Annotated in this window: 23 protein-coding genes; 5 read left to right on the forward strand and 18 right to left on the reverse strand. The window is 32.4% G+C overall.

Annotated elements, in window-relative coordinates; all coding sequences use genetic code 11:
* Positions 1-33: 33 nt before the first annotated feature.
* The 8 genes from ACVCZW_RS01540 to ACVCZW_RS01575 form a co-directional block, all read right to left on the reverse strand.
* Positions 34-1,410 (reverse strand): alpha-amylase, encoded by a 1,377-nt coding sequence (locus ACVCZW_RS01540; RefSeq protein ID WP_452231479.1) that lies wholly within the window; start codon positions 1,408-1,410, stop codon positions 34-36.
* A 357-nt stretch (positions 1,411-1,767) separates the two neighbouring features.
* Positions 1,768-3,192 (reverse strand): carboxypeptidase-like regulatory domain-containing protein, encoded by a 1,425-nt coding sequence (locus ACVCZW_RS01545; RefSeq protein ID WP_452231480.1) that lies wholly within the window; start codon positions 3,190-3,192, stop codon positions 1,768-1,770.
* A 313-nt stretch (positions 3,193-3,505) separates the two neighbouring features.
* The gene (locus ACVCZW_RS01550; protein WP_452227965.1) at positions 3,506-4,675 is read right to left on the reverse strand and encodes an acyl-CoA dehydrogenase family protein; all 1,170 of its coding nucleotides are present in this window, start codon (positions 4,673-4,675) and stop codon (positions 3,506-3,508) included.
* Between the two features lie 22 nt (positions 4,676-4,697).
* Positions 4,698-5,582 carry a ComEA family DNA-binding protein gene (locus tag ACVCZW_RS01555; RefSeq protein WP_452227964.1) on the reverse strand — a complete coding sequence of 295 codons (885 nt, stop codon included), beginning with the start codon at positions 5,580-5,582 and terminating at the stop codon, positions 4,698-4,700.
* A gap of 38 nt (positions 5,583-5,620) precedes the next feature.
* On the reverse strand, positions 5,621-7,231 hold the full coding sequence (locus tag ACVCZW_RS01560) for an alanine/glycine:cation symporter family protein (protein ID WP_452231481.1): 1,611 nt from the start codon (positions 7,229-7,231) through the stop codon (positions 5,621-5,623).
* A 244-nt stretch (positions 7,232-7,475) separates the two neighbouring features.
* Positions 7,476-8,501, reverse strand: a complete 1,026-nt coding sequence (locus ACVCZW_RS01565; RefSeq protein ID WP_452231482.1) for a potassium channel family protein — start codon at positions 8,499-8,501, stop codon at positions 7,476-7,478.
* A gap of 3 nt (positions 8,502-8,504) precedes the next feature.
* Positions 8,505-8,732: a PspC domain-containing protein gene (locus ACVCZW_RS01570; RefSeq protein WP_452227961.1), complete on the reverse strand. Its 228-nt coding sequence runs from the start codon at positions 8,730-8,732 to the stop codon at positions 8,505-8,507.
* 81 nt (positions 8,733-8,813) lie between these two features.
* A complete protein-coding gene (locus ACVCZW_RS01575; RefSeq protein ID WP_452231483.1) occupies positions 8,814-10,091 on the reverse strand; it encodes a DUF2851 family protein in 1,278 nt (425 codons plus the stop codon).
* A gap of 101 nt (positions 10,092-10,192) precedes the next feature.
* Between ACVCZW_RS01575 and ACVCZW_RS01580 the strand changes: the two genes are divergently transcribed.
* The 3 genes from ACVCZW_RS01580 to ACVCZW_RS01590 all read left to right on the forward strand — a co-directional run bounded on the left by ACVCZW_RS01580 (position 10,193) and on the right by ACVCZW_RS01590 (position 12,620).
* A complete protein-coding gene (locus ACVCZW_RS01580; protein ID WP_452227959.1) occupies positions 10,193-10,681 on the forward strand; it encodes an AAA family ATPase in 489 nt (162 codons plus the stop codon).
* Between the two features lie 101 nt (positions 10,682-10,782).
* On the forward strand, positions 10,783-11,685 hold the full coding sequence (locus ACVCZW_RS01585) for a hypothetical protein (protein WP_452231484.1): 903 nt from the start codon (positions 10,783-10,785) through the stop codon (positions 11,683-11,685).
* A 215-nt stretch (positions 11,686-11,900) separates the two neighbouring features.
* The gene (locus tag ACVCZW_RS01590; protein ID WP_452231485.1) at positions 11,901-12,620 is read left to right on the forward strand and encodes a 3-ketoacyl-ACP reductase; all 720 of its coding nucleotides are present in this window, start codon (positions 11,901-11,903) and stop codon (positions 12,618-12,620) included.
* A gap of 156 nt (positions 12,621-12,776) precedes the next feature.
* Here ACVCZW_RS01590 and ACVCZW_RS01595 read toward each other — a convergent pair whose 3' ends face one another.
* Positions 12,777-13,757, reverse strand: a complete 981-nt coding sequence (locus ACVCZW_RS01595) for a PLP-dependent cysteine synthase family protein (RefSeq protein WP_452231486.1) — start codon at positions 13,755-13,757, stop codon at positions 12,777-12,779.
* Positions 13,758-14,028: 271 nt separating this feature from the next.
* Positions 14,029-15,264, reverse strand: a complete 1,236-nt coding sequence (locus ACVCZW_RS01600; RefSeq protein WP_452231487.1) for an ABC transporter permease — start codon at positions 15,262-15,264, stop codon at positions 14,029-14,031.
* Positions 15,265-15,272: 8 nt separating this feature from the next.
* Here ACVCZW_RS01600 and ACVCZW_RS01605 point away from each other — a divergent pair, with 8 nt between their 5' ends.
* Positions 15,273-16,550: an exo-beta-N-acetylmuramidase NamZ family protein gene (locus ACVCZW_RS01605; RefSeq protein WP_452231488.1), complete on the forward strand. Its 1,278-nt coding sequence runs from the start codon at positions 15,273-15,275 to the stop codon at positions 16,548-16,550.
* 68 nt (positions 16,551-16,618) lie between these two features.
* Here the strand turns inward: ACVCZW_RS01605 and ACVCZW_RS01610 are convergent, their stop codons facing one another.
* The 4 genes from ACVCZW_RS01610 to ACVCZW_RS01625 form a co-directional block, all read right to left on the reverse strand.
* On the reverse strand, positions 16,619-17,551 hold the full coding sequence (locus ACVCZW_RS01610; protein WP_452231489.1) for a hypothetical protein: 933 nt from the start codon (positions 17,549-17,551) through the stop codon (positions 16,619-16,621).
* A 259-nt stretch (positions 17,552-17,810) separates the two neighbouring features.
* Positions 17,811-18,644, reverse strand: coding sequence for a glycerophosphodiester phosphodiesterase (locus ACVCZW_RS01615; protein WP_452231490.1), 834 nt, complete (start codon positions 18,642-18,644; stop codon positions 17,811-17,813).
* A gap of 40 nt (positions 18,645-18,684) precedes the next feature.
* Positions 18,685-19,524: a sterol desaturase family protein gene (locus ACVCZW_RS01620; RefSeq protein WP_452231491.1), complete on the reverse strand. Its 840-nt coding sequence runs from the start codon at positions 19,522-19,524 to the stop codon at positions 18,685-18,687.
* A 56-nt stretch (positions 19,525-19,580) separates the two neighbouring features.
* The gene (locus tag ACVCZW_RS01625; RefSeq protein WP_452227950.1) at positions 19,581-20,075 is read right to left on the reverse strand and encodes a YkgJ family cysteine cluster protein; all 495 of its coding nucleotides are present in this window, start codon (positions 20,073-20,075) and stop codon (positions 19,581-19,583) included.
* 62 nt (positions 20,076-20,137) lie between these two features.
* On the opposite strand from ACVCZW_RS01625, the gene ACVCZW_RS01630 reads away from it, so the two are divergent.
* Positions 20,138-20,836 (forward strand): class I SAM-dependent methyltransferase, encoded by a 699-nt coding sequence (locus ACVCZW_RS01630; RefSeq protein ID WP_452227949.1) that lies wholly within the window; start codon positions 20,138-20,140, stop codon positions 20,834-20,836.
* On the opposite strand, the gene ACVCZW_RS01635 is transcribed toward ACVCZW_RS01630, so the two are convergent.
* The 4 genes from ACVCZW_RS01635 to ACVCZW_RS01650 all read right to left on the reverse strand — a co-directional run bounded on the left by ACVCZW_RS01635 (position 20,812) and on the right by ACVCZW_RS01650 (position 23,997).
* On the reverse strand, positions 20,812-21,441 hold the full coding sequence (locus ACVCZW_RS01635) for a hypothetical protein (RefSeq protein WP_452227948.1): 630 nt from the start codon (positions 21,439-21,441) through the stop codon (positions 20,812-20,814). The genes ACVCZW_RS01630 and ACVCZW_RS01635 overlap by 25 nt on opposite strands.
* Positions 21,442-21,451: 10 nt before the next feature.
* On the reverse strand, positions 21,452-21,721 hold the full coding sequence (locus tag ACVCZW_RS01640; protein WP_452227947.1) for a hypothetical protein: 270 nt from the start codon (positions 21,719-21,721) through the stop codon (positions 21,452-21,454).
* A 64-nt stretch (positions 21,722-21,785) separates the two neighbouring features.
* Positions 21,786-22,316 (reverse strand): DUF2059 domain-containing protein, encoded by a 531-nt coding sequence (locus ACVCZW_RS01645; protein WP_452227946.1) that lies wholly within the window; start codon positions 22,314-22,316, stop codon positions 21,786-21,788.
* Positions 22,317-22,374: 58 nt separating this feature from the next.
* Positions 22,375-23,997: an amidohydrolase gene (locus tag ACVCZW_RS01650; protein WP_452231492.1), complete on the reverse strand. Its 1,623-nt coding sequence runs from the start codon at positions 23,995-23,997 to the stop codon at positions 22,375-22,377.
* Positions 23,998-24,467 lie beyond the last annotated feature (470 nt).

Here is a 24,467-nt window from a genome sequence, read left to right on the forward strand (position 1 = left end):
CTAATAGTACTTTATCTTTTTTTTACCTCCTATTTATTTTACCGACCAAACCGAATAACTTCTAGGTGGTGCTTGTATTTTCACCCACTTACCAGATTGCGTAGTTGGCTCCCAAGTAGAATGTCCTGTATAATCTTTAATTATGGTATTAGACCAATTGGTTTCTATCCATCGTTCTTGCCAAGAATCTGAATTGTTTATATAAACCACTAAACCATTATTATTAGAACCATTTCTTTTGGCGATATATTCATCGGTATCTACATGTAAGATGTTTGTTGTTCCCCCAGCTAAATTATTATGAATCCAGATTAAGTTATTTAAGCGTTCTTTATTCAACCATTCTTCATAATCTTTATAGAACATTGTAGGATATCCTTCATGGGTTAATATATACGCATATGCTAATATTTTATTGTTTGTAATTTCGTCTGTATCGTGATTCGTTACAAAAGTTACTGCTCTAGATGCATTTTGTTTCCAAAGCATATTATCATTTAAAGCATTTAGATTATTACCCATAAATGCATCTTTCATTTTATAATAACAAGCAAAATCAAAAGCACTTGCCTCTGCTGCACCAGTCCAATAATCTAAGGTAGACACATTACTATCCCAATATTCACCCACTGAAAAACCACCTACTTCATTTTTCCATTCTTTAACCACCCAAGGTTCAAAACCTTTAACATAATCAAAACGCCACCCATCAAAACCAATCACATCTCTATAGTATTTTGCTACACTATTTGCGTTTTTCCATAACCAACCTTGCACATACGTTTGGTCGTGGCATAAGTCGGGAAACCCACCAAATGCACCACTATCATTAGCATGAACGTTATTGGAATGAAAGTCTGTTGCCGAACGAAGAAAATTTCCAGAAAGCGGATTAAAATCTGTCCAAGTGTTTCCTCCTGTATATGGATTATACTCACTCGCTCCACCACTATTATGATTTACTACAATATCTGCAATAACACTCAATCCGTTTAGGTGTGCATTATCTATCATATCTGTAAGCTCTGTTCTGGACCCAAAACGAGTTTCTACACTTCCCATTTGGTTATATTCTCCAAAGTCAAAATAATCGAAAGGATCATAGCCCATAGAAAATGGTCCGTTTTGCGCTTTAGAAACTGGCGGCAACCAAATAGCGTCAATTCCGGCGTTGCTCCAATCTTGCACTTTAGAGTCTATTGTATCCCACCAAGTTCCACCTGCAGGAACATCCCAATAAAAGGCTTGCATCATTACTCCAGAACCTATAGGCTTTAATCCCACACGTTGAGCAATTGGAGATCCTATTTCTTTTGAAACAGAGGCATTGGTTTCTGCTATATCTTCTTGACTACAACTAAATGCGAATAGGGATAGAAATACGAGGCAGCTAATTTTAAAGTTTTTCATTTTGTTTACGCTTTGTGGTTATTCATAGCAAGGAAGCTACCGCTTAACCAGCGATTAACAAAACGGAATCAGTAACGAAAACGTTTTCGTGTTGATAAATAATCAAAATTTAACAGTAAAAATTAACAAAAACACAAAATTAGCGTTTAAATATTAGAAAATCAATAATTAAAAACAGGTGTTTTATTGCTTTATCGATGTTCTGCAAAAAGGATTGAACGGTTTGTTTGAGCTCTTTTTATTTTTCATAAAAAAGCGAGTAGTGAAAGCGTGGTGCTACGAAGCTTTAGCGCAGTAGCATTTGCCCAAATAAAACTGCTATAAAAACAGGATGCTTTACAAAACAAGACAATAAAATTAATCTTTATATAAAGACGCTCTTCTGCTTAAATCTAAAATAAGCTGTTCGTCTTCTTCACTTTCTAGCAAGACGTTGTAGCTCTTCCAGAAGTCTTTATTATACGGTTTTGGTGCAAAAATGTCTGGATCCCAATCTTCTTGTTGTAGGTTTGCGATTTCGTCTTTGTCTAGAATAATTTCGGAGAATAAAATTTCTTGCACGGTATAATAGTAGCGTTCTTCTTTATTGTAACGCGCTTCTTCTACTTTTGAAATCTTTAAAGACGGTTTCATTCCTACATTCACCAATTTTGGTGTTTCGTAATAGATGTAGTTTGGATACATTTTATCTTTATACTCTATATAGGTAATAACCAACTTATGATTGGTTTGCGTATCGAAAAGTCGTTTACTTCTGTCTTTTTGCGCATCGGAAGCTGCTACTAGATTGTATTCTATTTTCTTGATTGCGTAGTTATCGTAGTACACATAAATCCAACCTTCTGCTTGATAGCCTTGATTAAAAACACCTTTGGTATCTAAACCAACAAAGTCTTTAGAGCCTTCAATTTTTATTTTATATAGTTTACGCTCATTATCTACAAGAATTGTATCTAATTTAAATTGATGCGTATCTAAAATGTTATCGCCAAACAGTGCTTTTGCATTATTTGCATTACGTAGCAAGTTTAGTTTTCCTTGAAAAAGGTTTTGTAAACCGTTAATTCTGGTATCATTCCATTTAATAGCTGCTAGCAATTGCTCTGTAGTTACTGATCTTCTACTAATGTCTTTTGCTTTAAGTTTCTGTCTTGTATTTTGATTTTTATAGGATGCAAAAGTGAACAAACTATCTATATCACGAAGGTCATAACTTTTACGTACTTGATCTACATTAATTTTTAAATGGTCTGCACTACTAGCGGCATAACCAGAATCGTATACGGTTATTGCACTTTCTATTAGCCATTTAAATTCGTTTTTATTACGTTCTTTATGTCGTAAAAATCCTTTTTGAATGTATGAGGAATCCGGAAGGTTTCGATCTAGCTTTTTAATTGCTTTCACCACAATTTCGTTTCCTGTTGTTGGTCTTGCTTCTGCTATTAAAACCACTTCATCTAAAGACGCTTGCTCTTCATTCAAATAGATTACTGTTGCATTATCAAAGGATTGAATTGGAATTTTAAATGTAGAATAACCAATAGAAGAAATAACTAGCGTGTCTTGTTCGTGTTTTTGTGGCACTTGTAAAACAAAATTACCATCAATATTGGTTACGGTACCAATCGTTGTATTTTTAATATAGACACTTGCGCTTGCAATAGGAAAAGAATCTAAAGTATCTACAACGGTATTTTTAAGTTCGGTTTGTGCATAACTTGTAAGTCCGAAAAAAAGTAAGGCTACAACGACTAATTGTTTTGTGTTTTTAAATTGCATAGTTTAAATTTAATAGTTTTAGGACCATTTTATTTAGTTAACGATTTGGAATACTAATTAGTATTTCACCTTGTGAGATTCTTAAATCGCCACATTATTTTGTAAAAAAACAATGTAGCGATTTTTAAAATACTACTGAAATTATTTTTCAGCAGGTTTATATACTTTGGAATCTATTACCATTTTATCAAAATAGGGATACCATTTTAACGAAAATGCTAATAAAATTATTTAGCTGCAGGTTTATATTCTTTTTTATCGATAACCATTTTTGCAAAATTATTCTATAATTTTCGCTAAAATAATAATCAGTTTATTTTGCAGCAGGTTTATACTCCTTCTTATCAATTACCATTTTAGCGAGAATCTCACGAAGGATTTCACTTGTTCCTCCTCCAATTGGTCCTAGTCTACTATCACGCAAAAGTCGTGCCATTGGATATTCTTCCATATAACCATAACCTCCTAAAAATTGCATGCATTGGTATGCAACGTCATCTGCCATTTTTGTAGACTTCAATTTAGAGATCGTTGCTTCTTTTACCACATACTCGCCGTTATTAAGTCTGTTGGCTACAGAATAGTTATATTCTCTACACATATCCATATCGGCATAAAGATCTACAAAGCTATGACGTAATGCCTGAAACTTATCTATCGTTGTACCAAATGCGGTACGTTCACTCATATATTGTCTTGCATACTCTAAAGCATAATCTGCTCTTGCATGTGCATTAATTCCCATAATTAAACGCTCTAAAGCAAAATGTTGCATGATATACGGAAAACCTTTTCCTTCTTCACCCATTAAATTACTTGCTGGAATGGTTACATTATCGAAAGCAATTTCAGCAGTATCACTTGCTCTCCAACCTAATTTATCAAGTTTGGTCGCAGAGATTCCTGGGGTATCTCTATCCATGATAAACATACTCATTCCCTTATGTCCTGCGTCTGGATCTGTTTTAGCAGCAACTACTAAATAGTCACTATACACACCATTTGTAATAAATGTTTTAGAACCATTTAAAACATAGGTATCTCCTTTTTTAATAGCTGTTGTACGCATTCCTGCAACATCCGATCCTCCAAAAGGTTCTGTAATACAAAGACAACCTATTTTGTCTCCTGCTATACTTGCTGTTAAATATTTCTCTTTTATTTCGTGACTTCCTTCTTTATTAACATGGGTCATTGCTAAATAGGTGTGTGCCCAAATATTAGCTGCAAATCCGCCAGAGTTTATTTTTTGTAATTCTTCTAACAATATAACGGTGTAGAATAAATCTAAGTTTAATCCTCCATATTCTTCAGGGTATGCTAAACCAAAGAAACCCATATCTCCGAATTTTTTCCAAATAAAACGTTCTACCGTTCCAGTTTCTTCCCATTTATCTATATGTGGAACCACTTCTTTTTTTAAGAAGTCTTGTAAACTTTGTCTAAATAATTGATGCTCTTCGGTGAAGTACATGTTGTTCATAAAGTTGATTTTTTATTATATTCTAATTTAGAGTCAAATATAATTTAATTATCTCAATTTTTTTAACCGGAAAGCCTTTAACTTTTGTTAATTCTTCAATAGATTGAAAACCGTCCCGTAAGACTCTTTGTTCCATAATTTGATGCGCAACTTCGTAATCTATATACGGTATATTTACTAACTGATCTCTTGTCGCTTTGTTTACAGATACTTTATCTATTGCTTTTGGTGTTTTTACGGTAAAATCATTAGTAATACGTGAAATGACTTCTGGTTTTAGTCCGTATACTTCTTGCAGTTGTACGTCTGCAATAAAGCCGTTTTGTTTGTCTCGATATTTTACAATGCGATTAGAGTATGCTTCGCCAATTCCTCTTACCTGTTGTAATTGACTAGCAGTTGCGGTATTTAAATCTGTTTTTTGCTGAAATGTTTTTGGTGTATCAGAATAGTTTGTTGTTTTATAATTAGTATATGTTTTGGGTTTGGGGTTGGTAACCCATTCTGGGAATTTAAAAAACGGGGAGATTTTATTTAAAAGGGAATCGGAAACTTTAGTGACTTGCTGAAACTGTTTCACTGAGTTCACCCATTTATTTTGTTTTCTAAACTGAAGCAATCTATTAATCTCTTCGCTAGTCATTCCTAAAGTGTACCCTTTATAATCGGTAATAAAATTAGGGTTGAAAGGATAGATCTTCGGTTTACGCTTTTCTATTTCTAGTATACGAAGCGAATCCATTTCCTTTTTAAAAAGAGCAAGTTGCTTTTGGTTTACCGGAATTTCTTCCGAAGAAAAATCGCTAAAAAAGGAAAAGCATTGCAAAGCAATAATGATTGCCAACAATAGAAAAATCCCATTTCGTTGTTTTTTAGTAAACACGAAATGGGATTTAAAAGCATTCATCTTAAACAGTTTAGTTTAGATGAAGTTACAAAAAATATTTAATCTTCTGAAATTCTATTTTTTATAGCGTCTTTATATTTGATTAATTCTTCACGCACTCTTGGCGCTAACAATACCAATCCTATCATATTTGGAACCATCATTGCAAAAATCATCGCATCGGAGAAACCAATTACAGAACCTAAACTTGCTGCAGAACCAATAACTACAAATACGCAGAAAATTAATTTGTATGCATATTCCATTTTTTTAGATCTACCAAAAAGGTAAGCCCAACCTTGAAAACCATAGTAAGACCATGAGATCATCGTACTAAATGCAAACAATACTACTGCCACCGTTAATACATAAGGGAACCATGAAATAGCAGATTCGAATGCTCCAGAAGTTAATAAAATAGCTTGTGCATCATTTAATCCTGCGTTTGCTGCCGTTACATTACCTGTAATAATTAATACTAAAGCGGTCATTGTACAAACGATAACCGTATCAATAAATGGTTCTAATAAAGCAACTAGACCTTCACTTGCTGCATAGTTTGTTTTTACTGCAGAATGTGCAATAGATGCAGAACCAACACCAGCTTCATTAGAGAATGCTGCACGTCTAAATCCTTGCACTAATACACCAATTGCTCCACCAGCCATTCCTTCTGGGCTAAATGCACCATTAAATATCTGTGAAAAAGCATCACCAACCATGTGGTAATTTGCAAGAATTACAAATAAAGAAGCAGCTACATAAATAGCAACCATAAATGGTACAATCTTATCGGTTACTTTAGCAATCTTTTTAATTCCTCCAATAATAACAATACCAACTAGTACCGCCATAACGATTCCGAATAACCATCCTCTACCATATAGGAAAGATTCTGTTCCTCCTGTAATACTTTGCACTAGTTGAAAGGCTTGGTTTACTTGAAACATGTTTCCACCTCCAAAAGAACCACCAATTACAAATATGGCAAATAAAACGGCTAATACTTTTCCTAGACCTCCAAGTCCTTTTGCTTTTAACCCTTTAGTTAAGTAGTACATTGGTCCACCATAAACGGTTCCATCTTCTCCAATATCTCTATATTTTACACCTAGTGTACATTCTACAAATTTAGATGCCATTCCAAGAAATCCTGCAACAATCATCCAGAATGTAGCTCCTGCTCCACCAATAGAAACTGCAATTGCAACTCCAGCAATATTTCCTAAACCTACGGTTGCAGATAATGCTGCTGTTAATGCTTGAAAGTGACTTACTTCTCCTTCATGCCCTTCTACTCTAATTGTATCTGGATTATCACCTTCATCTGTAAAGTCCGTTTTTTCATTTTCTACTTTATGATTCGCTCTGTGATCTAAATCGTCATACTTACCTCTAACAATATTAATAGAAGTAATAAAACTAGTAAAATTGATAAACTTAAAGTAAAATGTAAAGTATAATGCTCCTAATATTAATGGAAACAACACCCAAAATATTTTCACATCTCCTCCAAAATCAATTTGATAGAATATAAGGTCTACAAACCATCCTGTTGCATTTCCAAAAACTCGGTCAATTTTTTGATCAATACCAACCTCTTGTGCATCTTGCGCAAAATTTATAAATGGTGAAATTAAAGTAAGAAAAGATAGAAGATATTTCTTCATAATATATGTTAGTTAGTTAAAATTTTAGTTTAAGATAGCAAGATGCTAAAAAAAATTGATTTTTTAAAGCTTATGCTGTTAAAATAGGCAAAGAAACATTCTTATAAAACATTATAAGAAGTAGGTTTCACAGATAAATATGTATACTATAATTAAAATAAATTTTTCTTTTATAGGTATGAAATTCCGCTAAAATAATAGCATAACAGGAAACAAAAAGACAAAGCATGCATGTTTTATTTCACTAGTGTAGGTTATAGACTGTATTTAATACTTTTATTTGTTCTGGTCTACCAAGGACAATTATTTTAGCATTAGCTTCTAACTTTTGATCTGCTTCCGGATTTACTACATACTCGCCATTTCCATTTTTATAGCCAATTACATTACAGCCCGTTTTTCTACGTAAGTCTAAATCCCGAATGGTTTTAATACTTGCATTGGTGTCATATAGTTTTTCGACTACAATTTCTTCAATATTAATTTTTGAATTCCCTACAATTCCTAAATTATCTATAAACTCTATTAAATCTGGAACCACCACTAAAGAAGCCATGTGATCTCCACCAATTCTATCTGGAAGTATTACATTATTTGCTCCTGCAAATTTCAGTTTTTTATACGATGTTTCTTCCGATGCTCTGCTTATTATTCGCATGTTGGTATTCATCTGTCTTGCGGAAAGCACCACAAACAAATTATCTGCATCACTAGGCAAAGCAGAAATTAAAGTATTTGCTCTATCTATTCCTGCTTCCAACAAAACTTCATCTTCATTTGCATTTCCAAAAATAAAAGGTACTTCTTCAGTTTCAAATTTGTCTATAACCTCTTTGTTTTTTTCTATAACAACAAAGGGTTTATTATAAGCAAGTAATTTCTTCGCTGCTTGTTTTCCGTTTCTTCCATAACCACAAATAATAATATGGTTCTCCAACTCATCTATGGTTTTTTGCATCTTTTTTTGTTTTAATTCTTCCAAATTATTTTTGCTTAAAATATATTCTGTAATTACTGATAAGGCGTAACCAACAATAATTATACTCGTTAAAATTAAAAAAATAGTAAATATTTTGGATATTGGATCTAGTGGTTGTACTTCACCAAACCCAACCGTTGTAATGGTTATTACGGTCATGTAAAACGCATCAATCCAGGAATAATGAGATAATAACTTAAAACCTAATACACCAACAAATAGCAGCAGGACTAATAGACTTACTGCGGTATAAATCCGCGTTCTAAAAAATTTTAAAAAAGGGCTAATCATACGCTATAGATCAAAGACCGAAGTTCGTTTTGTATATACAATATCTTTTATTTTCATCCAGAAAGCTAAGAATAAATATAAAGCAAAGCCAAAACCTACCGTTACAAAAGTTAAATAAATAAAGGAGGTTCTTACCACTTTTGCTCGCATACCTAATCGATCTGCAATACGTTGGCAAACATAATAACCATGCTTTTGAAAATATAAGAGAATGCGATAAAAAATATTCATGACTGCAATTTAGTATTAAGTTTATTAGTTTAAAAGTTTATGTGTTGAAAAGTTTCACAAAACCTAATTACTCTTAATTACTTACTTCTCACTGGTTAACAAACAATTACCAATAGCACATTGCAAACATTTATTTTTATCACAATATTCCGTTTTAAGCTGCAATAAAGCTTGGCTATGCATCGCAGATTTCGCTATCGGTTTTAACTCTTGAAACTTGGCAACAATGCTGTTCTTTTCATATGCAATTTCATTAATAATACGCACAATAGCATCATCTACATCTTTGCCTTGCTGTTTTGCATAGCTAAATTTAATTGGGACAATGGTATTTATAATTAGTAAATCGATAAAAGATTTTGTGATTCTTTTTTTAGCGGATTTGCTTGTTTTTCCAAAGGTAAAATGTGTTTCCCAATACGCAGAAGTATCCACCTGAAACAGCTTATAAATTTCTTCTTTAGCGGAAGCTTTTATTATTTTAGAAAATAAACTAGTTTCGGAAGCATAGACATTTACCAATTGCGAAATACGAATGGTAGGAAAATTTGGTGGTCGTAATCTAAAAAACTGCAACGGCATTACAGCAGCGGAGGACAAAGCAAACTTCTGTTTTAAAAACTGATATTCTTTTTGAAGCTCTAAATAATATACATCTTGCACATCTGCATCTAACAAATCTGCTTGCCCAAAAAGCAAAGCCTCCAAACTGGATGGTTTGGCTTGTAGTTTTTGTACCAAATTAAAAGGAAAAGAATTCGCAAGACTTAGAAAAGCATCGCCATTTACTTTTAGTCCGAAATTTTTTGCAAGCATCTTAAAAAGCACCGCTTCCCAATTGTTTTTACTACTTTTTAGTAATTGGGTAATATCTGCCGATTTTCTTTCTAAACGTTCAAAGTACAAACGTTCTAACCAATTGTCCCTTATAAAATCATCGATACCAGCAAAGTCATTTTCGCAGTTTATCCATTTTTGTTTTTTACTAAATAGTTTTTGGTAGTTATGCAACGCAGTTTTACTAACCACCTCTTTAAGCACCAACGTTGGAATTACGGTATTATCTTTTCGATGTATTTCTGTATCGTGTTCCCAAACGACATGCAAGATTACATTATCATAATTCTGGTCTTGCTCATGATTATGTAAAAACCAATCACTAGATTTTATATGAATTTCTACATTGCCAGCCCAAAGTTGGTCTGCAATTTTAATTTGTGCATTAAAAAAGTCTGGTCCTGTATTATGGTTATGCATACCAACTTGTAAAACAATAATCGGTTCTTGCGTCGTTGTTTTTAAATTGGTAAGTGCGAACTTTTTGTGTTTCCAAATATAATGTAGAAAATTTTCTATCATTATACTAAAGTAGTAAATTGTAGCTAAATATTCCATTTCTTATAAAAATCTATTAATTTAGCTTAAAGTCTTCTGTTACATAATTAATTAAATCCCTGCTAATGCTTCATCTAATCTTAGGAAATACAGGCTCTGGAAAAACTACCTATTCCAAGCAACTAAAGAAAGAAACCAAAGGCGTGATTTTTTCTATTGACCAATGGAACAATACTCTATTTCTTGCGGACAAAAAACTAGAAGATGGATTAGCATGGTTTTTAGAACGTATGGAAAGATCAGAAACACTTATTTTGGATTTAGTTACCCAATTAGAAAATGCCAATACCGATGCTATTCTAGATTTAGGGCTTTCTAAATTATCCCATCGAGAAAAATTTAGACAATTTGCTGCTTTGCATGGTTTTGAACTAAAAACACACTTTTTAGATATTAGTAAAGCAACCAGACTACAACGCGTACTTCAACGAAACACCGAAAAAGGAGATACTTTTGAATTTGAAGTGTCCCAAGAGAATTTTGATTTCATGGAGACTTGGTTTGAAAAACCTACAGCATTAGAAATGAAAGATGGTGTAACAGTTACAGAGTAAAAGCTAGTTATTTTCACATTATTATTATTATTATTATGTATGATATTACATTTTAGGCATGACTTTTGTTAAAATTTTAACAACTATAAAAACAATCTATCATGAAAAAACTAAACTTACTATTTGTCTTAAGCATTGCATTTTTACTTATTTCTTGTAATTCTAATGATGACAATTCTGGAACTTCTAATAGTTCTGGAAATTTAATTTCAATTTTTAAAGAATATAATATTAATGGAACATTTTCTCACTCAGTAAATTATAGCTTTGAAGATAACAAATTAATTAAAATCGAACCTTCCTTTGGCAGAAATGAAGAATTGTTCTATGAGAATGATTTACTTTCAACTATCTTAAAATATGATGCATCTAATAATTTAGAATGGACACATACGTTTACCTATGATAATTCTAACAGATTAATACAAAAAAACTCAATAGCAAGTTCTACTAATCCTGTTTCAAATCAAGAAAAATTAATATCATATCCTGATAATTCTAACATACAAGCATTATTCACTTTAAGTAGCACTCAAACCACTCAAGAAAATAGCACTCTAAATTCTGAAAATTATATTATTGAAACCCATTTATTAACTGATGAAGACGATGTAATTAGAACAGATTATTATGAATATACAAATCAGAATTTAACTGAATTTGAGCAAACAGATCATAATGGAATTATAATAAATGAATTAACTTATGAATATTTAGATAAAATTGCATCTGATGCCTATCATTATAATAAATACTTATTTGGCACAGAATGGAAAAATAATTTGGCTTTAGATACTCAATTTGGTTTAGGGCTGGAGTTATATCAAATAAGCAAAAATTATATTAGTAGTTATTATCGTTTTGATTATCTGAGAAATATTTCAAGGACTGTAACATTTGAATATGAATTTGATTCTAATGATAATATTATTGAACAGGTTAAGAACACTGTTGAATCTGATGGAGATACTTATGCAACTATTACTACTTATGAATATGAGTAAACATTGTACATCCTTGTAAAACAAAAAACCTTCAAAAATTTAGAAAGTTTTTTTGTTTCTGAAAATATTCTCAATTTGCTTCAATAATTCGTATTCATAGAGACAGTTCAATATATTAATTTGCTGTTAAGAATTCCCTACAAATTCGGTTATAACTATTGACATCATTATTTTTGTATTCATAATCACTACACTATTAATACAAAACATATACAATGGAAAACTTAAAAAACAAAAAAGCAATAATTACTGGAGGAGGAAGAGGCCTAGGAAAAGCAACCGCTTTAGCTTTTGCCAAGGAAGGAATAGACGTAGCAATTACAGGTAGAAATGAAGCAGTTTTAAAAGAAACCGTTGCCGAAATAAAAACTTTAGGTGTAAACGCTGTTTATGCTGTTTTTGATGTTGGTAATTATGATGAAGTAAAAAAAGGTATTAAAAATTTAGTAGATGCACTTGGATCTGTAGATATTTTGGTTAACAATGCAGGAATTGCTGCTTTTGGAACGCTAAACGATATGGATGTAGAACAATGGAGTGCGATAATACAAACCAACGTAATGGGCATGTATTATGTAACTAAAGAGGTTTTACCTTACTTAATAGATAAAAACGAAGGAGATATTATAAACATATCTTCTACAGCTGGTTTATCTGGAAATGCAACTACTTCTGCATATTCGGCATCTAAATTTGCCGTAATTGGTATGTCGGAATCTTTGATGAAGGAAGTCCGAAAAAACAACATTCGTGTTTGCACCTTAACACCTAGTACAATTGCTTCAGATATGTCTATAGATTTAGGTATTGCAAGTAAAGACTCGGAAGATAGCGTTTTACAACCGGAAGATTTTGCAGAATTAATTGTTGCCGGATTAACTTTACCAAGAAGAGCGATGCTTAAAAGTGCTGCTTTATGGTCTACAAATCCTTAGTGGTTTTTCGTTGCTGGTTTTTAGTTTTTAGACTACAAATGGATATTAAAAAAACCTCCTGAAATTTTCAGGAGGTTTTTTTAATTTTATGATTTAGGTTGCTTTATGAGATTGCTTCGTCGCTTTGCTCCTCGCAATGACAGTTAGAATTAAAAATTATTCTATGTAACCCATTTTTTTCATCCAATCGTTGTTGAACATTTTTCCAACATAACGACTTCCGTGATCATGAAAAAGAACCACTACCACATCGTCTTTTTTAAATTCATCTTTTAATTGTAACAAACCTTTTACAGCTGCTCCTGCACTATTCCCTAAAAACATACCTTCTTCTAAAGCTAGTTTTTGTGTATATACTGCAGCATCTTTATCGGTTACTTTAGTAAATCCGTCAATAAGAGAAAAGTCTACATTTTTTGGTAAGATGTCTTCCCCAATACCTTCGGTTACATAAGGATATATTTCCTTCTCATCAAAGATTCCTGTTTCGTGGTATTTTTTAAATACCGATCCGTAGGTATCAATTCCCCAAACTTTCACATTTGGATTTTGTTCTTTTAAGTATTTACCAACTCCAGAAATCGTTCCTCCAGTTCCTACTCCAACCACAAAATGTGTAATCTTTCCTTCTGTTTGTTTCCAAATTTCTGGTCCTGTACTTTGGTAGTGTGCTTTTGCATTACTTGGGTTATCATATTGATTTACATACCAAGAGTTTGGTGTTTCTTCTCCTAAACGTTTGGAAACGGAATAGTAGGATCTTGGATCTGTTGGTTCTACATCTGTCGGACAAACAACAACCTCAGCACCATGTGCTCTTAATACATCTGTTTTTTCTTTGGATTGCTTATCGCTAATTACAAAAATACATTTGTATCCTTTTACAATGGCAGCAAGTGCTAAACCCATTCCGGTATTTCCTGAAGTTCCTTCAATAATAGTCCCTCCTGGTTTTAAGCGTCCGTCTGCTTCTGCATCTTCAATCATGGTTAAAGCCATTCTATCTTTTGCTGAATTTCCAGGGTTAAAGGTTTCGTATTTTGCTAAAACTAGACAAGGCAATTCTGCTGTTAGTTTATTTAGTTTTACTAATGGTGTATTACCAATAGTTTCTAGTATGTTATTTGCGTATTCCATGTGTACTTCCCATGAAAATGGGAATCTTTTTTTAATTCAACCTATTATTCGAAGTGCAAAAATAGTTAAAAGGGAATAGTTAAAAGTTAAAAGTTCGTTTTTATTTTGCGTTAGGGATTGAGCAATTGTTGGAGCTCCTTGCAAAGAGCGACTTGCGAAAGCGCGGTATTACGAAGCTTTTAGGCCTTCACAGCCATTTCAGCGAAGAAGGCTAGCGAAGTAGTAAACGCCCAACTTATATAAAAAATTTACTTGGAGACATTATTATTATTTATTCAAAACGAATTGCTTTTACTGGAGAAATTTTAGTAATTAGATAAGACGGAATTAATAACATGATTAAACAAAGAATAAATGTGCCGATGTTTAATGCTAGAATATAGCCTAAATTAATATAGATTGGCACTTCGCTCACATGATATACACTAGGGTCTAACGGGAAAAGTTTTAAATATTTTTGTACTAGTAAAATTGTAAAACCGATTAGGTTTCCCCAAAATAAACCGATTAAAATAATATAGCTCGCGTTGTATAAAAATATTTTACGAATACTCCAGTTGTTACTTCCTAGTGCTTTAAAAATACCAATCATTTTTGTACGTTCCAGTATTAAAACGAGTAATGCGGTGATCATATTTATTCCTGCAACAAGTATCATAATACCAATAATACCATAGGTGTTTTTATCGAAAATACTAATCCACTCAAAAATAGAAGCGTGTTTTTGTTCTACGGTCACTGCATTTAATAACGATGGTGTATTTTGAAAAACTTCTCTATATTTTTGGTCTAATTGATTATAATCTTCTAATAAAACCTCAAAGCTTCCTACTTGGTCTGCTTCCCATTTATTGACTCTTTGAATATGTCTAATATCCCCAAGCACATAGGTTTCGTCAAATTCTTTTAGTCCAGAATTATAAATACCTACAATGTTATAGCGGATTTGTGTTGGCAACGCGTTTGGATCTTCTTTTTTAAAAAAAGTAGTGAAGGTATCGTTTAAAGCAAACTGCATGCGTTTAGCTAAGTCTTCAGAAACTAGCACATCTTGGTTTCTTTCTTTGGTATAATCTGGTAATCTACCTTCGATTAAAAATTCATTAAAATAATCCCAATTGTAATCTGCTCCTACTCCTTTTACAATAATGGCTTCAAAATCGGTTTCGGTTCGTATCACTCCGAATTTTGCAGCAACTGCTTGCACATTCTTTATGCCTTCTACATTTTTAAAGGTTGGATAGAAATCTTGTTTGGTAGAAATTGGTTTTCCGCTTTCTTGAGAATTGTTACTATCGAAATTAGAAATAATAATATGTCCATTAAATGCGGATACTTTATCTCTAATTTTTTGTTGCAAGCCAATTCCTGTAGCAACAGCAATCATCATTACTATGATACCAACAGCAATTGCCGCGATTCCAATTTTTATTATTGGTGCCGAAACACTACTTTTATACGCTTTACTACTAATAATGCGTTTAGCTATAAAAAACTCGAAATTCAAACTAGATTATGCGATTTAATGTTTTCAAAAATACAGTTTTATTATTTGTTTTGGTATTAATTTCTTGCGGAAGTAATTCGAAAACAAAAGATACTAATAACTCTAATGAAGCGATGCTTGGACAGGTTGCCTATGACATACAGGAACCAATAGAAAAAACTTTAATTATTGGCGCAAACCAAACCGAAGCGTATTTGCCTTTATTAAACGGAAAACATGTTGGTATTGTTGCGAATCAGACTTCCGTAGTTTTTAAAGGAATAAGTAAAAAGGCAAAAAGCACAAGCTACACACATCTTGTAGATTCTTTAGTAGCTTTACAAGTAAACGTAAAAAAAGTATTTGCTCCAGAACATGGTTTTAGAGGAACTGCAGATGCTGGTGAAGTAGTTAAAGATGGCATAGACACCAAAACAGGTTTGCCAATTGTTTCGTTGTATGGTAAAAACAAAAAGCCTTCTGCAGAGCAGCTTAAAGATTTAGATGTTGTAATTTTTGATATTCAAGATGTTGGTGCTCGTTTTTACACTTACATTTCTTCTTTACATTATGTAATGGAGGCTTGTGCAGAAGCAAATATTCCTGTTATTATTTTAGACAGACCAAATCCTAATGGACATTATATTGATGGTCCGATTTTAGAAATGGAACATAAAAGCTTTGTTGGCATGCACCCAGTTCCTGTGGTTCACGGAATGACTATTGGCGAATATGCAAAAATGATTAATGGTGAAAAATGGCTAGAAAACGGAGTGCAGTGTAATATTACTGTTATTGCCATGAAAAACTACACACATGAAGTTGTATATGATTTACCGATTAAGCCTTCACCAAATTTACCAAATGCAAAATCGATAAACTTATATCCTAGTTTATGCTTTTTTGAAGGTACTAACGTAAGTGCAGGAAGAGGAACAGACAAGCAGTTCCAAATATTTGGGAGTCCGTTTTTGGACACTAAAATGTTTCCATATACTTATGAATTCACCCCAAAACCTAATGCTGGTTCTAAATACCCTAAACATGAAAACAAGCTTTGTTATGGTATGGATTTAAGCTCTAGCAAACATTTAAGCAGATTAGACTTAAATTATATTATTGAAGCATATCAAGCTACCGCGAATAAAGAAACTTTTTTTAATGACTTTTTCACCAAACTAGCTGGAACTCGCGAGTTGCAAAAACAAATAGAAACAAGACATACTGCTTACGAGATTAAGAAAACTTGGGTTCGTGGCTTAGCAGCGTATGATACGATGCGACAAGCCTATTTATTATATAAATAAAAAGCCTCTAGAAAAATTCTAAAGGCTTTAATATGTGCAAATACAATTTGCTTTATGACTAATTCAAACTAGTTGTATGGCTCTCCGTTTGGTCTTAAGTTTTCTGCTCTATACGCTTCACGGGATTGCACGGCGTAACGTCCGTTTCTTCCATTTGTAAGATTGTAGCTTTTATATTCTGTAGAGTCTAAACTAGGCTCTTTTCTTTCTACAACTCTTGACTTTCTTTCTGGTTTAGCGATTACTAGTTCTTTTTCTACTATTGGTCTTTCTGGTTTTGTATATTCCTTTTCAACCTTAGGAGCAAGTATAGCAACTCTCGTTTTATTTTCTTTTACTACTTCTTTCTTTACTCTTTCCTTTTTAAGCTTAGGAGTAAGCGCAGTAACGCTAGTTTTATTTTCTTTTATTATTTCTTTCTTGACTTTATCTTTCTTAATAATCTCCTTTTCTACTTTTCCTTTGTTAACGCTTTCCTCTTTAACAGGTGTTTCTTTTTTTACTTCTGCAACAACAGCTTCTTCCTCTTTAATTATTGGTTCTTCTTCAATAATTTCTGGCACTACTTCTGCAAGTAATTCTTCTTCTATTATAGGATCTTCAATTGGTAAAAGTCTAGAAATTCTAAAAACAATCGTTTTTTGATCTTGATAAATACCTTCTGTTTTTTCAATTTGAAAAGCAGCAATAGTATATTCTCCAACAGGAACAGATGCTAAAGGAATACTAATCTGTTTTGTTTCTCCTTCTACAGGAAAAACTTTAGATTCGTAGGTACCAATAAACTCTACTTTATACAATTTGAAATCACTACTTAAATGCAATGTATCTCCAGCTCTATTTAAATTGTGTTGTAAACTATTTGCCTCTGAATTAATATTTTTTGCAATCGTAGAATATACAATGTTTTGACTATAGGTTGAAGTAACAGCTAACATAGCTACTACTAAGCATAATAATGTAATTTTCCCCTTCTTCATTACGTATATTAATTTAATCATTTTTATGGAATTTGATATAAGCTATTAATCAAACTTCGGTCCAAAGATCATATTAATTTACAAAAAACAGACTCCCATTTATGGTATTTACAGGAATATTCGATGAATACCAACGTTTTATAGATGAAATGCTATTAGACTGAAATAAAAGACTTTAGTTTCTAATAAATTGAAGAAAAACACAAAACCCTTTCGTTTTTTTACTAAAATCTATGAATTATCAATCGTTTAATGCGATAATTGTAGCTCTGATAAAAAATTAATGATTTCCTTCCATAATTTGCAATAATACATCTGGATAATCTGTAATAATGCCATCCACATTAAAACGCAACATTTCATGCATTTCGGAAGCCGTATTAACCGTCCAAGGAATTATTTGAAATCCTTCATCTTGATATTTACGAGTAGTTTCTAGATCTAATAGTCTATAATAAGGACTTATAATTTCTGGCTGGTGACTTAACTGTTTTAGTTTTTTAGAAATAGATTCATCTTCATCTACTAAAATAGCGACTTTCATTTCTGGAGCTTGTCTTTTAATTTCTTCTAAAATACGGATATCAAAAGATTGCAGATTACACCTTTCTAACATTTTATGCTCTTGAATGACCTGTAAAACCAATTTTACAAATGCTTTTGGTTTGGGAGTAAAAACACCATCATATTCTGGTAAGGCTTTAATTTCAATATTATATTTAATTGTTTGACTTAATGCTTCCGAAGCATTAAAGACTTCCACTAAAGTAGGTTTGTAGGTTTTTATTTTTTCTTGGTTAGGAAATCTTTCATGAAGTTTAGAACCACAATCAAAAGCTTTAATCTCTTCATATGTTAAGGCATATAAATTGTACTTTTCACCATCTACTTCCGGAATTTCTTTTCCGTTAGGATCTAAGCAAATAGCAGGATTCATATAAGGCTCGTGCGAAACGATCACTTTTCCATCTTTAGATATAACTACATCTAACTCTAAAGTATGCACACCTAACACGATTGCTTTTTTAAATGCAGGAATGGTGTTTTCTGGTAGTAAACCTCGACAACCTCTGTGCCCTTGGATATCTATACTTTGCGAAGAATTAAAACTCATAAATTAAATATTAAAGAAAGTATCATACTCTTTTGCATAACTATTCTTTAGGGTTTGTAATGGTAGGATTTCTATATTTTTGAAAAGGTTGTTTTAGCAGATTTGTAATGCTACTGTTTTCTGCTTCGTTTGGAAAAACATCTACTCCATAGATTAATTTATCTCTATCTAATTTCATGAAGGTCCCTAAAAGCCTATCCCAAACCGAAAAAATATTTCCGTAGTTAGAATCTGTATACGGTAAAACATAATGATGGTGGACTTTATGCATATCGGGTGAAACCAAAAAATAGCTCAAAACGACATCTACTTTTCTTGGCAACTTAATATTAGCATGTGTAAACTGGGTGGCTATTAAAGATAAAGATTGGTACAACATTACGATGGCTATTGGCGTACCAACAATAAAAACACCAAATAAGGTAAAAGTAAAACGAATAATACTCTCTAAAGGGTGATGTCTATTTGCTGTGGTAGTATCTACTTTATGATCGGTATGATGTACTACATGTATTTTCCACAAAACGCTAACTTTATGTTCTACAAAATGCGCTAAATAAGCACCAAAAAAGTCTAAGAAAAATACACCGAGAAACACATATAAAGCTAACGGCATTTCTGGTAACCAATTGATAATTCCGAAATCATTTAGTTTCACCCAATCTGCCGTTTTAAGTAATAAGAATGCCAATGCGAAGTTTACAATAATGGTTGTAAACGTAAAGAATAAATTAGGCGCTGCATGTTTCCACTTTTTATAATTGAATTTATATAAAGGTAAGACACCTTCAAGTAGCCAAAAAAAAGTAATTCCTCCAACAAGAATAAGACTTCTATGTACTGTAGGAATGGTTTCGAAATAGTTAATTAGGTTTTCCAAATATTGCATCGTTTTTGTAAATATAACGAAAAGAAAAAAGGTTTTAGTTATAGTAATTATAACTTAATACGCTTTTTCATTGCTTCTACAATATTAAAAGCCGCCGGGCAAATAGCTACATTTTTCATGGTTATATTAGAAATTTGCTGAAACTTTTTTCTGTCGGTATGCGGAAACTCTCTACACGCCTTTGGTCTTACATCATATATCGAACAATAGTTATCTGCTCCTAAAAAAGTACATGGTACAGATTGCAAAACGTAATCATTATCTTCATCTACTCTTAAATAATTAGCAATAAACTGTTGTGCTTTTTGTTTAAAATGTTTTGCAATTCTATCTACATCTTTATCAGTAAACAAAGGACCTGTCGTTTTGCAACAGTTCGCACAAGTTAAACAATCGGTACGCTCAAATTCTTCTTCATGCAAATCTTGCATGATATAATCTAAATTTTTTGGTGCTTTCTTTTTTAGCTTTGTAAAAAAGGTTTTGTTTTCCTTATGCTTATCTTTGGCAAGCTTTGGGAGTTGATTTAGAAATTCTTCCATAGGGACAAAAGTAATTTTATATCATGAGATTTCCGCCTTTGCGGAAATGAAAATATTTTTCAATGAAGGATTTATTCGGAAAAGCATTATTAGATTATCAAAACAATAACTATACGGAAGACATTATTACTTCCACCAATATAAGTGATACGGACGAATTACCCATTCCATATCTTTTTAGGGATTATGCGGAAATGCCTAAACTGGAACAAAAAGCATTGCAACTTGCTAAAGGAAAAATTTTAGATGTTGGTGCTGGAGCTGGAAGCCATAGTTTGTATTTACAAGAAAAAGGTTTTACGGTAAAAGCCATAGATATTTCGGAAGGCGCCATTGCAGTTTGCAAACAAAGAGGTGTTTTGCATGCGGAAGTAAAAAATATATTAAAAGAAACGGAAACTTTTGATACTATTTTATTATTGATGAATGGTACCGGAATTTTTCAAGAGCAACATCAGGTGGTAACCTATCTGAAGCATTTAAAAAGCATTCTAAATCCCGGAGGACAAATACTAATCGATTCTAGTGATATTAAATATATGTACGAAGATGAAGATGGCGGATTTTGGATGGATACTACTGCCAATTATTATGGTGAACTAGATTATTTCTTAAGCTACAAAGGAGAAAAGGAAAGTCCGATGAAATGGCTTTACTTAGATTTCAACATGTTGCTTACTGCTTGTACTTCTGTTGGCTTGCAATGTGCATTAGTTACCGAAGGAGAACACTTTGATTATTTGGCACAATTATCATTATAAAACGTAACGATTGCTATTAGTTCTTCTCTTTTAAAAACTTTATTTTCAATTTTGGTTACTAAAATGGAACATTCACTAAAAAATTCCATTGTACGCTTTCTAAATGATTTCAATGCAGCATAATTAAAAGCTATAGGCACATCATCATTTCTAGTTAAAAGAGATTCAGTAATAATAGATACTCTATTATTTGCAGTATAATTAACTTTTCGTTTAAGAAGTTTCACCTTACCATCTACTATTAATTCCGCGAAACCCTTTTTAGTTTTTTTCTTGTTTTTATTAATGGTAATGATAGTGGCTTCTCTATTTTTTTTAATTCTTTTCCCTTTAACCTTTTCTGAATAGGAGACCTTTAAAACTATCTTCTCTATTTTTTTGGCGTCAATTAGTTTAACAGGTTTTCTATCTGCAATTCTAAATCTTAATTTATCATTGGAATAAAATGGACCTCCAGTACCGCTAATTGGTAATTTTGCTTCTCCTGTTTTAACAGATCCATCTTTAAAATGAACTTCGGCTTTTGACCAAGAGTCGTACTGCGAAAATGTATTACTTGTAATAAATATAAAAACTACTAAAAAAATAATTTGTACTTGCTTCATTAATTTATTGTTATTGTTTTCTGTTCGCTTTTTTTAATCGCTTTTTTTCATCTTTAGTATATTGCTTATATGCTGCAATAGTTTTAACGTCTGTTTCACCAGAAACAGGGGCATCATAGCCCAAATTAGATAATTTTGTTTGTAGCGTTTTTAATGCTTTTGCATCTTTTGAATATACCAAAAAGTCACAAGCAATTTTTTCTCTTTTAGAAAATGTACCATCTTCTTTTTCACAAGAAATATAACATTCCCCTTTTTTAGCCTTCTTAGGAAGATCCATATCCTGAGCAAAACTATTTAAAGATAAAAGTCCGACTAAAAATATAAATACAAACTGTATTCTATTACAAGTTAAATCCTTTTTCGCTTAACTTATCTACTATACTTCTATAAAAACCACTACTCCACATTTCAGAAATCTTACTCATAGATTCATTCATAGAATCTTGAGATCCCGTAATTTTTTGTCCGGTATCACTTCTGTAAAACTCGGTTAATGCTACTTTATCACCTTCCGTAAGATGACTAGCTTCTTTAAACATATTTTGCCCTGCTTTGGTTGCATACAAAGCGTTCATGTTTTTTACATCTTCATGAGTAAAATGCCCGCGATACGCAGAAACTACCATTTGACTTAACTCGTTTAAAGACTCTGTTTTAAGTCCTTTAAGTTCGTTCCAAAGCGTTTCTGGAACCCCTTGCGAAGCATATTGCTCTTGCAGCATAGAAAACATTTGATCTACTACGTTTTCATAATAACCATACGTCCCATTACTCTTAATACATTGTTTTACGTCTTCACTATACGCGTCTACTTGTGCAAAAGTTGTTGTAGATATTATTAATGCAATGATAAGTGTATATATTTTTTTCATGTTTCCTTTCCGCGAAAGCGGTGATCTTAGTTAATAAATGTTTTTACAAAGAAAGCAATTATTGTGCCACGCCATCTATAAAAGTTTGTTGTACTTTAATCTTTGGGATTTCTGACACAGGAACCTGCATAATATCTTGATTTAAAATAATAAAATCTGCAAACTTACCAGGTTCAATGCTTCCTTTTTCTTTTTCTTCAAAATTAGCAAAAGCGGCCCAAATAGTCATTCCTTTTAAAGTTTCCTCTCGGCTTAATGCATTTTCTTTATTAAAACCATTTTCTGGGTATCCTTTTACATCTTGTCTAGAAACGGCTGCGTAAAAAGTTAAAAACGGACTAACCTGTTCTACAGGGAAATCGGTACCCAAAGCAACTCTTCCGCTTTGATTTAATAAGGTTTTATAGGCATACGCTCCTTTGATTCTTTCTTTTCCTAAGCGTTCTTCTGCCCAATACATATCACTTGTAGCGTGTGTTGGCTGTATAGAAGGAATAATGTTTTCATTTTTAAAAAACTCAAAATCATTATCTGTTATTACTTGCGCATGTTCTACTCGCCAACGTTTATCTGTTTTTCCTTCTAGTGCTTTTTGATAGGTATTTAAAACAAAATGAATTGCAGAATCTCCAATGGCATGTGTGTTCATTTGATAATCTGCTTTTTCAATTCTTGTTGCTAGGTTTTTATAATCTTCAAGACCAATAACCATTGCTCCAAAATGATTGTGCTTATCGGTATATTCTTGTTTCAAAGCTGCACCTCGAGAACCTAACGCGCCATCTGCATATACTTTTACAGATTGCACATTTAGTTTTTCTGTTTTAATTTTCCCTTTCGGAAGGTAATAATCCAGGTTTTCTTTGGAATTACTAATCATCGCATAAACTCGCATGTTTAGTTTTTCAGCCTTTTGCAAACTATCTATCAATTCAATAACATCTCGATCTAATCCTGCATCGGAAACGGTTGTTAATCCTAAATTAGTACAAATAGTTTGCGCTTCTAATAATGCTGTAATTTTTTCTTGTTTTGTAGGTTTTGGAAAAATAGCTTCTACTAATTCCATCGGATTATCAATTAGAACCCCAGTAAGTTTTCCATTTTCTAATAGGATTTCTCCTCCTTCTACTTTAGTATTCTTTGTGATTTTTGCTAAATCTAAAGCTGCTTGATTACATAACATAGCGTGACCATCAATTCTGCTTATTGCCACTGGAGTATCTGGAAATAATCTATCTAATAATGCTTTGTTTGGATATTCTTTTTCTTCCCAATCGTTTTGATCCCAACCACGACCAATAATAAAAGAGCTCTTTCTTTTTTCTTGAAAATCGGTAACGCGTTTTATTACATCTACAAAACTAGTGGTACCAACAAGATTTACACGTTGCTCATATAAACCCAATCCGTAGAAATGACAATGCGCATCTATAAATCCTGGAACAATGGTTTCTCCTTTGGCATCGATAATAGTATCTGCAACAAATTTATTTTTAATGGTTTGTGAAGTACCAACTTCTATAAACTTGCCGTCTTTTATCGCGAATGCTTCCGCAGTTTCAAAGTTAGGGTTTACAGTGTAAATTTTTGCATTGGTAATTATGGTGTCTACTTGTTGGGTTTCTTTGTTACAGGAGAAGATTAGTAGTAAGATTGCTATGGAAATAAGTTTTTTCATGGGATTGGTTTAATTCAGGTGGCTTATAGGATTTTGTAAATATAATTTATTTGAATTAAAAAAACACCTCCAAAGAGCTAGGAACGCGACCTTCAAAACAAAATATATTTTATTTTTCGACTATCCCCGAAGGTATAACTCTATTTTTTAGACAGCTATAAAAAACACCCATAAAGTCCCCTCAAGGGGACAACTCAAACGAGAAAAAATTATAACTAATTTAAGTATCTATTCTTTTTATAAGAAATTGAAAGTTATTTTCCTGAAAACACCCTAAAGTCCCCTCAAGGGGACAAGCCTAACGATTAAAAGAGTAACTAATTTAGTAATCATCCTTTTAGAGGAAGACGAATCTTAAGACGTTTTAAACAAAGAATTAAACATTTGAGTAATCACGCAACGCTGTCCTCTCGAGGGGACTTTAGGGGTGTTTTTAAAACTCTTTTCTAAAGTTTTGGGACATATTAATA

The sequence above is a fragment of the Lacinutrix sp. MEBiC02595 genome (assembly GCF_053601555.1).